The following is a 13992-nucleotide window of genomic DNA, read 5'->3' on the forward strand; positions in this document are numbered from 1 at the left end:
GGACGCGAATCGATGTCACTCCCTCTTGAGGGTCTGTCCGCGATCGTCACCGGCGCCGGGCGAGGTCTCGGCCGGGCCGAGGCGCTCGAACTCGCCCGGCTCGGCGCGGCCGTCGTCGTCAACGACTACGGCCGGCCCGGGCGCGACGGCTCCGGCGAGGCGTCGGCCGCCCCTGCCGAGGGGGTCGCCGCGGAGATCCGCGCGGCGGGCGGCCGGGCGGTCGCGCACCTGGGCGACGTGGCCGACTTCGAGACCGCGCGCGGGCTCGTCGACCTGGCCGTGAGCGAGTTCGGGAAGCTGGACATCCTGGTCAACAACGCGGGGATCCTGCGGGACCGGATGGTCTTCTCGATGAACGAGGAGGAGTGGGACTCGGTGATACGAGTCCACCTGAAGGGCCACTTCAACACCACCCACTTCGCGGCGGTGCACTGGAGGGGCCGGGCGAAGGCGGGGGAGCCCGGTGTGTACGGCCGGATCGTCAACACCTCGTCGGAGGCGTTCCTGGCCGGCTCGGCGGGGCAGCCGAACTACGCGGCCGCCAAGGGCGGGATCGTGGGCCTGACGACGTCCACGGCGCTGGCGCTCGCGAAGTACGGCGTGACAGCGAACGTGATCTGTCCGCGGGCGCGGACCCGGATGACGGAGGACGTCTTCGCAGGCTTCGCGGAACCGGCGAGCGAGGCGGAGCTCGACCCGCTGTCGCCGGAGCATGTGGCGCCGCTGGTGGGGTATCTGGCGTCGCCGGCGGCGGGGGGCGTGAACGGTCAGCTGCTCGTCGTCCACGGGGGGATGGTGGCGATCGTGGACCGCCCGAGGGTGTCGGCGAAGTTCGACACGGCGAAGGAGGCGTTCACGTACGAGGAGCTGGATGGGCTGCTGACGCCGCACTACGCGTCACGGCCGCCGGGGGAGACGTTCGCGGCGGCGGAGGTCCTGGCCCTGAAGCGCGGCTGAGCCGGGCGGGCGTCGGCCCCTGGGGGATCTCCCCGGGGGCCGACGCCCCTTCCTACTGCGCCTCCGGGTCCCGGCGGTCGCGGCGGTGACGGCCGTGAGGGGAGGGATACGGCTCCTCCGACGGCGCCGCCTCGCCGCGATGCTTTCCGGAGCCGTGCGGCTCCGCCCCGTGCGTACTCGCTTCCGACATGGTGCAACTCACCCCGTGTTGATCGCTGTTGGCGTGCGGCCGCGATTCTAGTCAGCGGCTTTACGGTCGGCGAGAGGTGCCTGCTGCAGGGGGACCGGCCGGCAGATCCGGGGCCCGGAGGGGCTTCCCGGCGGACGTCCCACCCGAGGATCCAGGGGAGCCAGGGCTTCCAGGACGACGGGCTCCGGCTCGGGCGGTACCTCCAGGTTCACCAGGCCGCACACCGTGCCGCCGACCGCCGTGTCCGCCGCGTACGGGAGCCGTAGCACGCCCTCCGGTGTCCACAGCCCCGCTCCGGCCACCCATCCGGCGGGCGCGGCCAGTTGGTGCATGCGGCGCCCCGAGGGGCTCCACATCCCGATCCAGCTCCCGGCCGCCGCGTCGATCCGCAGCGCCACCGAGCAGGTCTCGGGCATCAGCACCTGCCCCGGCTGCACCGCGAAGGGCGTCACTGCCGCGTCGTCGAGCCGTAGACACTCGGGGAAGCGGACCGGCAGCAGGCTGCCGAGGACGCCCCAGCCCAGCCGCTCGTGCCCCGGTGACGGCGCGTCGGAGCGGATCAGCAGCAGACCGCTGTCCGGGTCCGCCATCAGCAGCCGGTCGTCGCTCTCTTCGGTGATCTGCAGCAGCGGCGTCACCTCGCCGCCGCGCTCCAGGTCGACCGCCACCGCCTTCACCGGGCCGTCACCCAGGCGCCGGTCGAGCGCGAGCATCCGCCCCGTACGGTCCAGCCAGACCCCGCCCGTGCAGCGGCCCTTGACCTCGGCCACCTGCTCGGGGCCGAAGGCGCCGCCCGCCACCAGCCAGATCGTCGTCGTGTCCGCGCCGACGCACATCGCGTACGCGCAGATGCCGTCGGGCGACGGAGGGAGGAGGGTCAGGTGCGCGGCCTCCACCGAGCCCAGCGGCAGCTCCCCCGTCCCCGGGCCCGTCGGGTACAGCAGCGAGAACGTGTGCCGGTGTCCGTCCACCCGGCGCCCGATCAGGACCCGCCCGTCCGCCAGCGGTACCAACTGGGCGTCCGGGTCCTCGGGCTGGTCGAGCGGGAGCGGTACGGCGTAGGGCTCCGGCCCGTCCAGCGTCCACCGCTCCGCGTACAGGGCCTCCCCGGCACCCGCGAGCCGCGCCGCGTACGCCCCGTTCGCCGTGATCGTGAACCCGGTCGGTCGCACGACGCCGTCGTCCTCCGCCGTAGTCTCGATGGCACAGGCTGTCATCGACTCGTCACCTCCGGCCACCGAAGCTAGTTTTCGCACTTCCAGCCGAACAACACGAGCCAGGTCACTTCACACATAAGGGTGGCCAAGTATCGATTCTGCTGAGGGGAGGGGGCCGGTTGTGCTGGAGGGAGCGGTGGTGCGTAAGGTAAGGCGAGCCTAAGTGGAGCCTGGGACTCCGGGTCTCCCGCGGCCCGAGCGCCGGCTGAGCCGCCGTCCGGTCCGAGTCCGGCCGCGGTCCGGTCCGAGTCCGGCCGCCGTCCGGTTCCGCTCCGGCCGTCGTCCGGTCCGACTCCGGCCGTCGTCCCGTCCCGTCCCTCCCGAACCCGTACAGGAGAAACCCAGATGTCCCTCCTCCTCCGCCGCGGCACCGCCGCCGCCGTCGCGCTCGCCGCAGCGCTCTCCCTCGCGGCCTGTGGAAGCGACGGCTCCTCGGACCCGGCCAAGAAGGAGGACGGCGGCAACAAGAAGGACGTGGCCACCGGAGGCAAGGACTTCGGCGACGCGGCGGCCAAGACCGCGGCCATGGGCACCGACGCCAAGCCCGGCCAGTTCCCGCGCACCCTCACGCACGCGCTCGGCACGACCGAAGTCAAGGCCGCGCCCAAGCGCGTCGTCGTCCTCGACGTCGGCGAGCTCGACAACGTCGTGTCCCTCGGCGTCAAGCCCGTCGGCTACGCCCCCGCCGAGGGCGACGACGGCATCCCCGCCTACCTGAAGAAGGACGCGGGCACCCCGAAGCCCGTCGGCACCATCAACAACCTCAACCTCGAGGCGATCGCCAACCTGGAGCCCGACCTCATCCTCGGCAGCCAGCTGCGCGCCGCGGACAAGTACGACGAGCTCTCGAAGATCGCCCCCACCGTCTTCTCCATCCGCCCCGGCTTCACCTGGAAGGAGAACTACCTCCTCAACGCCGCGGCCCTGGACAAGACCGCCGACGCGCAGAAGAAGCTCGCCGCCTACGAGACCAAGGCCAAGCAGCTCGGCACCGACATCGGCCCGAACAAGCCGACGATCTCGATGGTCCGCTACCTCCCCGGCAAGATCCGCCTCTACGCGAAGGCGTCCTTCATCGGCACCATCCTCGAGGACGCGGGCCTGCCCCGGCCCAAGAACCAGCAGATCAACGACCTCGCCGCCGAGATCAGCCCCGAGAAGATCGACCAGGCCGACGCCGACTGGATCTTCACCGGCGTCTACGGCGACCCGAAGGCCACCAAGCGCGACACCGCCCAGGCCAACCCGCTGTGGAAGAACCTCAAGGCGGTCAAGGCCGGCCGGGCCAAGGACGTTCCCGACGAGACCTGGTACCTCGGTCTGGGCGTCACGGCCGCGAACAGTGTCCTCGACGACCTGCGCGCCGACCTCGTGAAGAAGTAGCACGCAGAAGAAGGAGTAGTTCGTAGCACGCGGTGACACCGCGTAAGCGGAATCTTCCCTGCCCACAGGCAGGACGGCGGGGCGCGGAGGACAGGTAGCCTTTCCTTCGTGCCCCGTCTGTCTGAAGTCATCGCCGCCCTCGACGCCCTCTGGCCTCCCGAGCGGGCCGAGCAGTGGGACGCCGTCGGCACGGTCTGCGGAGACCCCGACGCCGAGGTCGGCCGTGTGCTGTTCGCCGTCGACCCCGTCCAGGAGATCGCCGACGAGGCGATCGCCCTCGGCGCCGACCTGGTCGTCAGCCACCACCCGCTCTATCTGCGGGGTACGACGACGGTCGCCGCCTCCCACTTCAAGGGCCGGGTCGTGCACACCCTGATCAAGCACGACATCGCGCTGCATGTGGCCCACACCAATGCCGACACCGCCGACCCCGGAGTCTCCGACGCCCTCGCCGGCGCTCTCGACCTGCGGGTCACCGGCCCCCTGGTCGCCGAGAACAACCTCGGCCGGATCTGCGAGCTCGACCAGCCCGAGACGCTTCGGGAGTTCGCCGCCCGCGCCGCGAAGCGGCTGCCCGCCACCGCGCAGGGCGTCCGGATCGCCGGCGACCCGGAGATGACCGTCCGCCGGGTCGCGGTCAGCGGCGGCTCCGGAGACAGCCTCTTCGACGCCGTACGGGCCGCGGGCGTGGACGTCTTCCTCACCGCAGACCTGCGCCACCACCCGGTGTCGGAGGCCACCCAGCACTCACCGCTCGGCCTGGTCGACGCCGCCCACTGGGCCACCGAATGGCCCTGGTGCGAGCAGGCCGCCGCCCAGCTCGACGAGATTTCCGACCGCCATGGCTGGGGCCTCCGTGTCCACGTCTCGAAGACGGTCACCGACCCCTGGTCCGCCCACCACCACTCTCCTGGAGCCCCCAACTGAACGCCGCGCCCGCCGACCAGATCCGACTTCTCGACCTCCAGGCACTGGACGTACGCCTCCAGCAGCTCGCCCACAAGCGCCGGTCCCTGCCCGAGCACGCCGAGATCGAGTCGCTGAACAAGGACCTCACCCAGCTGCGCGACCTGCTCGTCGCCGCGCAGACGGAGGAGAGCGACTGCGCCCGCGAGCAGATCAAGGCGGAGCAGGACGTCGACCAGGTGCGCCAGCGCGCCGTCCGTGACCAGCAGCGCCTCGACTCCGGCGCCGTCTCCTCCCCGAAGGACCTGGAAAGCCTGCAGCGGGAGATCATCTCGCTGGCCAAGCGCCAGGGTGACCTGGAGGACATCGTCCTTGAGGTCATGGAGCGCCGTGAGTCCGCGCAGGAGCGGGTGGCCGAGATGACCGAGCGCGCCTCCGCCATCCAGGCCAAGGCCGACGACGCGACCGCGCGCCGCGACGCCGCGGAGGCCGAGCTCGACCGCGAGGCCGCCACGGTCGGCAAGGAGCGCGAGCTGGTGGCCGGCTCCATCCCGGCGGACCTGCTGAAGCTCTACGAGAAGCTGCGCGAGCAGCAGGGCGGCGTCGGTGCGGCGCGGCTGTACCAGCGCAAGTGCGAGGGCTGCCACATCGAGCTCAACATCACCGAGGTGAACGAGGTCCGCGCGGCCGCGCCGGACACGGTGCTGCGCTGCGAGAACTGCCGCCGGATCCTCATCCGCACGTCGGAGTCCGGCCTGTAATGACCGCCACGAGGACGGCCAGGACCGAAGTCGTCGTCGAGGCGGACGGTGGCTCCCGGGGCAACCCGGGCCCCGCGGGCTACGGAGCGGTGGTCCTGGACCCGGTGACGGGCGAGACGCTCGCGGAGGCGGCCGAGTACATCGGCGTCGCCACGAACAACGTCGCCGAGTACAAGGGCCTGGTGGCCGGTCTGAAGGCGGCGCGCGAGCTGTTCCCGGACGCCGTGGTGCATGTCCGGATGGACTCGAAGCTGGTCGTCGAGCAGATGTCCGGCCGCTGGAAGATCAAGCACCCGGACATGAAGCCGCTCGCGGCGGAGGCGGCCCGGATCTTCCCTGTGGGGCGGGTCCGTTACGAGTGGATCCCGCGCGATCAGAACAAGCACGCGGACCGGCTCGCGAACGAGGCGATGGACGCGGGCAAGCGGGGCGTGCGGTGGGAGCCGTCGACGTCCTCGGCGGCCCTCACGGCCGCCGACGCCCGCGCGGCCCGCAACGCCGCGACCCCGCCGCCCTCGGGTCCCCCCGGCGACGCGACGGCGGGCGCGGCCAGGGCCCGGGCGGCCCTCGCGGGTACGGGGACCGGTGCGGGCGCGGCCGGCGGTACGGGTGCGGGCGCGGTTGGCGGTACGGGTGCGGGTACGGGTGCGCACGCGGTCGGCGGTACGGGTGCCGGTTCCGTCGAGCCGACCGGCCGTGGGGCCGGGGGCGCGGCCGGGCAGCCCGACGACGGCCTCTTCGCCGCCGACGAGACACTCGCCTCCCAGGCCCGCGCCTCCCTGGCCTCGGCCGGCACGGCCGAACGCCGGAGGGCAGCCGGAACCGCCCCGTCGAGCGGCGACTTCGAGGCGGAGGCGGGCATCCTCGCCCACCCGGGCCGGGCCACTGCCGGTGTCGCCGCGCCCGCGTCGGCCGACGTGGCGGCGACCGCTCCTGCTCGGAGCCGGGCCGCAGGCGGTGTCGCGGCTCCCGCGCCTGGCGGAGCCGAAGCCGGTGCAGCCGCGCCCGCGCCCGCGCCGACCGCCGACGCGGCCGTGGCGACCCCCGCCCCCGCGCGGGCCGGTGCGCCCGGGTGGGGGGCGCCCGATCTCGGGGCTCCCGCCACCTTCGTGCTGTTGCGGCACGGGGAGACCGCGCTCACGCCCGAGAAGCGGTTCTCGGGGAGTGGGGGGAGCGATCCCGAGTTGTCGGGTGCCGGGCTGCGGCAGGCCGACGCCGTCGCCGCCGCGCTCGCCGCGCGCGGCACGATCCAGGAGATCGTCAGCTCACCGCTCAAGCGCTGCAGGCAGACCGCCGAGACCGTCGCCGCCCGCCTGGGCCTCGACGTGCGGATCGAGGACGGGCTGCGCGAGACCGACTTCGGCGCCTGGGAGGGGCTGACCTTCGCCGAGGTACGCGAGCGGTACCCGGAGGACCTCGACGCCTGGCTCGCCTCGCCCAAGGCCGCCCCGACCGGCGGCGGCGAGAGCTTCGCGACCGTCTCGCGGCGCGTCTCGGCGACCCGGGACCGGCTGACGGCCGTCTCGGCGGGCCGCACCGTCCTCCTCGTCACCCACGTGACGCCGATCAAGACCCTCGTGCGGCTGGCGCTCGGCGCCCCGCCGGAGTCGTTGTTCCGGATGGAGCTCTCAGCGGCCTCCCTGTCGGCGGTCGCCTACTACGCGGACGGCAACGCCTCCGTACGACTCCTGAACGACACCTCCCACCTGAGGTGACCCGGAGGCGGGGCGCGGGGCGGGGGCGGGGGTACGGAACTCCGTGGCCCCGCCCCCTCCTCCCGTAGCACCATCGTCGCCATGACCTGGCACATCACCGAGGATGCCGCCGCCTTCCGCGCCGCCGCCGACGACCACCTCGCCGCCGACCCGGCGCGCAACACCGTGCTCCTCACCCTCAGCGAGGGCGCGCGCCGGCGGCCCCTCCCGTCCGCGCGATACGGCTGGTGGACCGAGGCGGACGGGACGGTCACCGGCGCCTTCCTCTTCACCCTTCCCCATGAGCCGGCGCTCGGACCGATGCCGCCGGAGGCCGCCCGCGCCCTCGTCCACGTACTGCCGGACGCGCGGGACGTGACCAGCGTGCGCGGCGAGGAGGAGACGGCCGCCGCCTTCGCCGGGGAGCTGTCCGCGCGGACAGGCCGGCGATGGACGACCGCGCGCCGGATGCGGCTCTACCGGCTCGGCGCACTCATCCCGCCGGACCCCGCGCCGCACGGCCGGATGCGGACGACGACCGCCGAGGACATCCCCTTGGCCGTGGCCTGGATGGAGGGCTTCGCCCGCGACATCGGCGAGACGGACGACGCCGTCGACCACACGCCCAACGTCGAGGCCCGCGTCGCCGACCGCCGCCTCCACTTCTGGGAGACCGACCAGGGGCCGGTGTCGATGGCGAGCGTCTCGCGGATCGTCGCGGGCCAGGCCCGCGTCTCACCCGTCTACACACCGGCGCACGCGCGGGGCCGGGGCTACGCCGGGGCCGTCACCAGCGCCGTGAGCCGAGCGGCCCTGGATGCGGGCGCCCAGCAGGTGCTGCTCTTCACGGACCTAGCCAACTCCACCAGCAACGCCCTCTACCAGCGGCTCGGATACCGCCCGGTGACCGATCACGTCGGCCTGACCTTCACCTGACGCGGGCCCTTCACCTGACGCGGGCAGCCGCGCGCAGCCCCGCCGCCTCGCGGGCGAGGGACCCGACCCGGGGCCAGTCGCGCGCCGCGAGCGCGTCGGCCGGGAGCATCCACGTACCGCCGACGCAGCCGACATTAGGCAGTGACAGGTAGGAGGGGGCGGAGTCGAGGGAGATGCCGCCGGTCGGGCAGAACCGGGCCTGGGGGAGCGGCCCCGAGAGGGACTTCAGGTACGGGACGCCGCCGGCCGCCTCGGCGGGGAAGAACTTCATCTCGGCCACCCCGCGTTCGAGCAGGGCGACGACCTCCGAGGTGGTCGAGACCCCCGGCAGGAACGGCACTCCCGAGGCCTTCATGGCGTCCAGGAGGCCCGCCGTCCACCCCGGGCTCACCAGGAACCCGGCCCCCGCCGCCACCGCCGCGCTCACAGCGGCCGCCGAGATCACCGTGCCCGCGCCGACGACGGCGTCCGGGACCTCGGCGGCGATCGCCCGGATCGCGTCGAGCGCGGCCGGGGTCCGCAGCGTCACCTCGATCGCGGGCAGGCCGCCCGCGACCAGGGCCCGGGCGAGCGGGACGGCGTCGGCGGCGTCCTCGACGACGACGACGGGGACGACGGGAGCGAGGTCCAGGACGGAGGGCGGCGCGGAGGGCATGGCGTCATCCTGCCCGCGGTGTGTGCTCCCCGCAACGAGCGTTGCACGGCGTGCAACGCCCTCCGGAGTGGCTCTAGTGGATCTCGTCCACCAGCACGTCCAGCACCCCCGCCTTCCCCTCCTCCACCACGTACCCCAGATCCCGCAGCGCCTCCACGAGCTCCTCGCGGCCCTTCGGCGCCGCCCCCGCCTCCAGCAGGCTCCGCACGATCCGCCCCTTCGTCGCCTTGTTGAAGTGGCTGACCACCTTCCGGGTCGGCGCGTGGAGCACCCGTACCGTCGCCGTCCGCGCCGCCACCTCGCCCTTCGGCTTCCACGCCGACGCGTACGCCGAGGACCGCAGGTCCAGGACGAGTCCGTCCCCCGCCACCTCCGGCATGACGGACGCCATCGCGCCCCGCCAGTGCGCGCCCAACGCCCCGAGCCCCGGCAGCTTCACCCCCATCGAGCAGCGGTACGACGGGATCAGGTCGTCCACCCGCACCGCGCCCCACAGCCCCGAGAACACCAGCAGCGAGGCCCGCGCCCGCTTCCGGGCCGCCGCGTCCAGCGTGGCCAGGCCCAGCGCGTCGTACAGCACCCCCGTGTAGATCTCCCCGGCCGGCCGGGCCCCCGCCGTCCGCAGCTCCCTGTTCTTGGCGACCTCCCCACGCAGCCCCTGGCTCAGGCCCAGCACCTCGCGCGCCTTCTCCTCGTCGGCGGCGCACAGCTCGACCAGCTCGTCCAGGACCGCCGCCCGCGCCTCGGCCAGACCCGGCAGCGACAGCGACTCCGCCTTCAGCGGCGCCCCGGGCCCCGACGCGGCCTTACCCTCCGACGGCGGCAACAGCACGAGCACGGTGGTTCTCCTTCAGACGTACGGGACGGGGATGCGGCCCCGGAAAACCCACCCTACGAGGTGCCCCCCACCGCTCTGACCCCTAGGCTCGATCCATGCCCCGCCGTCCCATTCGCGTGACCGGCGCAGCCGAGGCTCCGCTGCGGGCCGCCCTGCGCGCACTCCGGACCGAGCTCCAGATCCCCGAGACCTTCCCGCCCGCCGTGCTCGCCGAGGCCGAGGCGGCGGCCAAGGCGCCCCGCCTCCCCGCGCACGACGCCACCGACATCCCCTTCTTCACCATCGACCCGCCCACCTCCACCGACCTCGACCAGGCCATGCACCTGGCCCGCCGCGCCGACGGCGGCTACCGCGTCCACTACGCCATCGCCGACGTCGCCGCCTTTGTGCGCCCCGGCGGCGCGGTCGACGCCGAGGCCCACCGCCGGGTCCTCACCCTCTACTTCCCCGACGGCAAGGTGCCCCTCCACCCCCCTGTCCTCTCCGAGGGCGCCGCCAGCCTCCTGCCCGGCGAACCCCGGCCCGCCCTCCTCTGGCGGATCGACCTCGACGCCGATGGCCGGCGCGTCGCCACCGACGTGCGCCGCGCCCTCGTCCGCAGCCGCGCCAAACTCGACTACGCGGGCGTGCAGCGGCAGATCGACTCCGGTACCGCCCCCGAGCCCCTCGCCCTCCTCAAGGACATCGGCCTGCTGCGCGAGGCCCTCGAGACCGAGCGCGGCGGGATCTCCCTCAGCGTCCCCGAGCAGGAGATCGTCGAGCTCGACGGCTCGTACTCGCTCGCCTACCGCGCCCCGCTCCCCGCCGACGGCTGGAACGCCCAGATCTCGCTCCTGACCGGAATGGCCGCCGCCGACCTCATGACGGCCGCCGGCACCGGGATCCTCCGCACCCTGCCTACCGCCCCCGACGGCGCCGTCGCCCGGCTGCGCCGCTCCGCGCACGCCCTCGGCGTCGACTGGCCGCACCACGTCTCGTACGCCGACGTCGTCCGCTCCGTCGACCCCACCAACCCGCGCCACGCCGCCTTCCTGCAGGAGTGCACCACCCTGCTCCGGGGCGCCGGCTACACCGTCTTCACCGACGGCGGCGTCCCCTCGCCCGCCGTCCACGCCGCCGTCGCCGACGAGTACACCCACTGCACCGCACCGCTGCGCCGGCTCGTCGACCGGTACGCCGGCGAGCTGTGCGTCGCCGCCGTGGCGGGCGAGGAGCCGCCCGCCTGGGTACGGGAGGCGCTCGACAGCCTCCCCCGGGAGATGGCCGAGGGCTCCCGGCGCGCGAACAACATCGAGCGCGAGTCCGTCGACATCGTCGAGGCGGCCCTCCTGAGGGGACGGATCGGCGAGACCTTCGACGCGTACGTGATCGACGTGAAGGAGCGCGAACCGGCCGTCGGAACCGTGCACCTGGACGAGCCCGCGGTCGTCGCCCGGATCGAGGGCGGGGACGTCCGGCTGCCGCTCGGCGAGTGGCTGCGCGTCAGGCTGACGCAGGCGGACCCGGGGAGGGCGAAGGCGCTGTTCGCACCCGCGTGAGCGCCGCCCGCAGCTCGCGCAGCAGCGCGCGCGAGTCGTCCGCGTGGGCGCGCACGGTACGGACGGGGCGGGGCGCGCCGAGGAGCCGGGGCGCGTCGAGCGGCTCGGTCAGCTCGATGGTGAAGGAGGTCTGCGAGCCGACGGCCAGGTTCAGCTCCCCCTCCGTCTTCTCGTGGGTGAAGCGCGGTTCGTGCCGGACGGCGGCGATCTTCTCCAGCGGGATGTGGAGGTCGACGTGCGCGGCCTGGCGCAGCCGGAGGGCCCCGGGCGCCAGGACGTGCGGCCGGGTGACGGAGGCGGCGTGCAGCCCGAGCACGAACAGCACCGTGTACACGTCGAGGACCAGGACGATCGCGTGGACGACCGGTAGGCCGGCCAGCAGGTACGAAATGCCGACGGTCTCGACGAGGCAGACGAACGCGAAGCCGTAGAAGAGGGCGGCCTGGTCGCGGGCGTGGGGGAACGCCCGGTCGCCGGGGCGGATCCCGTGCCGCCGCCGGGCGACCCACAGGCCGAGGCTCGCCATCAGCCGCAGCTCATGCCCGATCAGGCGCAGCACGGGCTCGGGGACCAGCTCGCCGAAGGCCTCCCGCCGGCTCAGACCGCGCCGCCGGAGCCGGAGGTACGCCGCCGCCTCGCCGGCCATGAGCAGCAGCACGGCGCCCTCGGCGAGGAGGAGGGCGGCCGGCGGTATCCGTACCCCGGCGAGGAGGGTGATGGCGACGACGAGTTCGGCGGGGAGCACGGCGTACGCGACGGCACGGAGCAGCCGGGTGGCGACGGGGCGGGTGGTGGCCGTTCCGGCAGGGCGTGCGTCGGCGGGGGTCATCGGGCTCGCTCCTGGACCAGGCGCAGGGCGTGGTGGACCGCGGCCGTCTGGGCCGGGGAGAAGTCGCCGAAGAAGGTGTCGGTGAGACGCCCCTCCGGTAGGCCGGGCCCGTCGAGCCCCGCCACCACCGCGTCCGGCAGCAGGGCGGCGAGCGCTGCCCCGGCCTCCGCCACCCGCGCGTCGTCCGGGTCCGCGTCGGCGAGGGCGTCGAGCCGTGCGTACACCTCGTGCGCCCGGTCCCGCGCGGCGGGCGTCGCGGTCATCTCCCGCATCGCGCCCATCAACCGCTGCCGCTCCTCCGCCGGTGCCACGGTGTCGAGCAGGACGAGCAGCTCCCGGTCCTGGGCGGCCATGGGGGAGGCCGGGACCTCGCCCATCTCCGCCAGCAGCTCGGTCAGCTCCGCCGACACGGGGCCCTCGGCGGTCAGCCGCCCGGCCCGCGCCTCGCCGAGCAGTTCCGCGAGGCGCGCGCGCCGCTCCCGTACCAACGCCTCCTGGCGCCCGAGGTCGGCGTCCAGCTCCTCCAGCACCTCCACCAGATCCCGCCCGGCGTCGTCGGCGAGGACGTCCCGTACCTCGTCGAGTCCGAGCCCCAGCTCGGTCAGGCGCCGGATCCGGGCGAGCAGGACGGCGTCCTTGATGCCGTACTCGCGGTAGCCGTTGGCCCGCCGTACGGGCTCGGGCAGCAGCCCGAGATGGTGGTAGTGCCGCACGGCCCGTGGGGTGACCCCGACGAGCGCGGCGATCTCGCCGATTCGCATGAGCCCAGTACAAACCCTGACGTCGCGACAGGGTCAAGCGGAGCGGACGCGGCGGGTAGCATGGTCGGCACGGCAGACGAGCCGGGCGGGCGGCCGCGTGGGGATCCATCGGATCCTCCCGAGGAACGTCCGGGCTCCACAGGGCAGGGTGGTGGCTAACGGCCACCCGGGGTGACCCGCGGGACAGTGCCACAGAAAACAGACCGCCGGGGACCTCGGTCCTCGGTAAGGGTGAAACGGTGGTGTAAGAGACCACCAGCGCCTGAGGTGACTCAGGCGGCTAGGTAAACCCCACCCGGAGCAAGGTCAAGAGGGGCCGCTTGGAGACAGGCGGCTCTGCGCGAACGCTTGAGGGCTGCCCGCCCGAGTTCGCGGGTAGACCGCACGAGACCGGTGGCAACGCCGGTCCTAGATGGATGGCCGTCACCCCGACGACCGCGAGGTCCCGGGGTACAGAACCCGGCGTACAGCCCAGCTCGTCTGTCGGCCGACCAGCGGGGAAGGGCCCTGACTCAGGGGCCCTTCCTTCTTCGGCCCCTTGGCTCCTCAGCCCTCCAGCGACCGGTCGGCCACCCGGCGCAGGTGCCCCGCGAAGACCTCCGCCGCCTCCGGCGTCAGGGTCCGCAGCGCGACCATCGCCGTGATGATCACATCGCACAGCTCGGACTCGACGTCCTGCCAGGTATGACTCGTCCCCTTCCGCGGATTCTGACCCGTCGCCCCGATGACGGCCTCGGCCACCTCGCCGACCTCCTCCGAGAGCTTCAGGATCCGCAAGAGGACGTCCTGTTGGTGCGGCAGGGTGTGGTGGGCGGCGATCCAGGAGGTCAGTCGGTCGATGGTGTCCCAGGTGTCCGTCATAAGCCCCAAGGCTGCCGTAGGCAGCCGCGGTGCTCGACCAGGTGGCCGAGTGCGTGCACCGGCGGGCGGCACCCTTCCGGCCCGGGTGCGGGGGGCCGGGCGTCGGCGGGTGTACGGGTAGGGCATGACCATTCCCGTGGAGAAGCTCACCGATCCCGCCGTGCGCGCCTTCGTCGCCGCGGTCAACGCCAACGACGAGGAGGCCTTCCGGGCCGCACTGGCGCCCGGCGCCACCATGTCCGACGACGGTTCCGACCGTGACATCGACGAGTGGACCGAGAAGGAGATCTTCTCCTCGCGCGGCCACATGGAGATCGAGTCCGTCAAGGACGACGGGCACGTCCTCGTCGCCCGGTTCCGCAACGACACCTGGGGCGAGATGCGCACCCGCTGGCGCTTCGTCGTCGAGGGCGGGAAAGTCGTCCGCTTCGAGACCGGCCAGGCCTGACCCGGCGGCCGGGGTGGA

14 protein-coding genes and 1 other RNA gene are annotated in these 13992 nt (G+C 73.6%); 9 read left to right on the plus strand and 6 right to left on the minus strand.

The window, feature by feature from the left end; genetic code table 11:
• Positions 1-12: 12 nt before the first annotated feature.
• Complete coding sequence (locus tag ACF06X_RS03305; protein WP_392285456.1) at positions 13-957, plus strand: 3-oxoacyl-ACP reductase; 945 nt, start codon at positions 13-15, stop codon at positions 955-957.
• A gap of 237 nt (positions 958-1194) precedes the next feature.
• On the opposite strand, the gene ACF06X_RS03310 is transcribed toward ACF06X_RS03305, so the two are convergent.
• Positions 1195-2364 carry a hypothetical protein gene (locus ACF06X_RS03310; RefSeq protein ID WP_392285457.1) on the minus strand — a complete coding sequence of 390 codons (1170 nt, stop codon included), beginning with the start codon at positions 2362-2364 and terminating at the stop codon, positions 1195-1197.
• A gap of 345 nt (positions 2365-2709) precedes the next feature.
• Between ACF06X_RS03310 and ACF06X_RS03315 the strand changes: the two genes are divergently transcribed.
• The 5 genes from ACF06X_RS03315 to ACF06X_RS03335 all read left to right on the plus strand — a co-directional run bounded on the left by ACF06X_RS03315 (position 2710) and on the right by ACF06X_RS03335 (position 8044).
• The gene (locus ACF06X_RS03315) at positions 2710-3747 is read left to right on the plus strand and encodes an ABC transporter substrate-binding protein (RefSeq protein ID WP_392285458.1); all 1038 of its coding nucleotides are present in this window, start codon (positions 2710-2712) and stop codon (positions 3745-3747) included.
• Between the two features lie 108 nt (positions 3748-3855).
• Positions 3856-4674 (plus strand): Nif3-like dinuclear metal center hexameric protein, encoded by an 819-nt coding sequence (locus ACF06X_RS03320; protein WP_392285459.1) that lies wholly within the window; start codon positions 3856-3858, stop codon positions 4672-4674.
• Positions 4671-5414 carry a zinc ribbon domain-containing protein gene (locus ACF06X_RS03325; protein ID WP_392285957.1) on the plus strand — a complete coding sequence of 248 codons (744 nt, stop codon included), beginning with the start codon at positions 4671-4673 and terminating at the stop codon, positions 5412-5414. The genes ACF06X_RS03320 and ACF06X_RS03325 overlap by 4 nt, the downstream gene beginning before the upstream one ends.
• Entirely contained in the window at positions 5414-7129 is a 1716-nt protein-coding gene (locus ACF06X_RS03330; protein ID WP_392285460.1) for a bifunctional RNase H/acid phosphatase, read from the plus strand. Before ACF06X_RS03325 ends, ACF06X_RS03330 begins: the two co-directional genes overlap by 1 nt.
• An 81-nt stretch (positions 7130-7210) precedes the next feature.
• A complete protein-coding gene (locus tag ACF06X_RS03335; protein ID WP_392285461.1) occupies positions 7211-8044 on the plus strand; it encodes a GNAT family N-acetyltransferase in 834 nt (277 codons plus the stop codon).
• A gap of 10 nt (positions 8045-8054) precedes the next feature.
• Here ACF06X_RS03335 and eda read toward each other — a convergent pair whose 3' ends face one another.
• Positions 8055-8699: a bifunctional 4-hydroxy-2-oxoglutarate aldolase/2-dehydro-3-deoxy-phosphogluconate aldolase gene (gene eda / locus ACF06X_RS03340; protein WP_392285462.1), complete on the minus strand. Its 645-nt coding sequence runs from the start codon at positions 8697-8699 to the stop codon at positions 8055-8057.
• Positions 8700-8772: 73 nt separating this feature from the next.
• Positions 8773-9537: a peroxide stress protein YaaA gene (yaaA, locus tag ACF06X_RS03345; protein ID WP_392285463.1), complete on the minus strand. Its 765-nt coding sequence runs from the start codon at positions 9535-9537 to the stop codon at positions 8773-8775.
• A gap of 95 nt (positions 9538-9632) precedes the next feature.
• Here yaaA and ACF06X_RS03350 point away from each other — a divergent pair, with 95 nt between their 5' ends.
• On the plus strand, positions 9633-11075 hold the full coding sequence (locus ACF06X_RS03350) for an RNB domain-containing ribonuclease (RefSeq protein WP_392285464.1): 1443 nt from the start codon (positions 9633-9635) through the stop codon (positions 11073-11075).
• Here ACF06X_RS03350 and ACF06X_RS03355 read toward each other — a convergent pair.
• Both ACF06X_RS03355 and ACF06X_RS03360 read right to left on the minus strand, forming a co-directional pair.
• Entirely contained in the window at positions 11020-11904 is an 885-nt protein-coding gene (locus tag ACF06X_RS03355; RefSeq protein WP_392285465.1) for a hypothetical protein, read from the minus strand. The genes ACF06X_RS03350 and ACF06X_RS03355 overlap by 56 nt on opposite strands.
• Positions 11901-12665 (minus strand): MerR family transcriptional regulator, encoded by a 765-nt coding sequence (locus tag ACF06X_RS03360; RefSeq protein WP_392285466.1) that lies wholly within the window; start codon positions 12663-12665, stop codon positions 11901-11903. Before ACF06X_RS03360 ends, ACF06X_RS03355 begins: the two co-directional genes overlap by 4 nt.
• 77 nt (positions 12666-12742) lie before the next feature.
• Between ACF06X_RS03360 and rnpB the strand changes: the two genes are divergently transcribed.
• An RNA gene (gene rnpB, locus ACF06X_RS03365) (RNase P RNA component class A) lies at positions 12743-13148 on the plus strand.
• A 63-nt stretch (positions 13149-13211) separates the two neighbouring features.
• Here rnpB and ACF06X_RS03370 read toward each other — a convergent pair.
• Positions 13212-13526: a MazG-like family protein gene (locus ACF06X_RS03370; protein ID WP_392285467.1), complete on the minus strand. Its 315-nt coding sequence runs from the start codon at positions 13524-13526 to the stop codon at positions 13212-13214.
• A 124-nt stretch (positions 13527-13650) separates the two neighbouring features.
• Here ACF06X_RS03370 and ACF06X_RS03375 point away from each other — a divergent pair, with 124 nt between their 5' ends.
• Positions 13651-13974 (plus strand): nuclear transport factor 2 family protein, encoded by a 324-nt coding sequence (locus ACF06X_RS03375; protein ID WP_392285468.1) that lies wholly within the window; start codon positions 13651-13653, stop codon positions 13972-13974.
• Positions 13975-13992 lie beyond the last annotated feature (18 nt).

The organism is Streptomyces sp. NPDC015346 (assembly GCF_043078785.1).
In the GTDB taxonomy this organism is placed as follows: Bacteria; Actinomycetota; Actinomycetes; order Streptomycetales; family Streptomycetaceae; genus Streptomyces.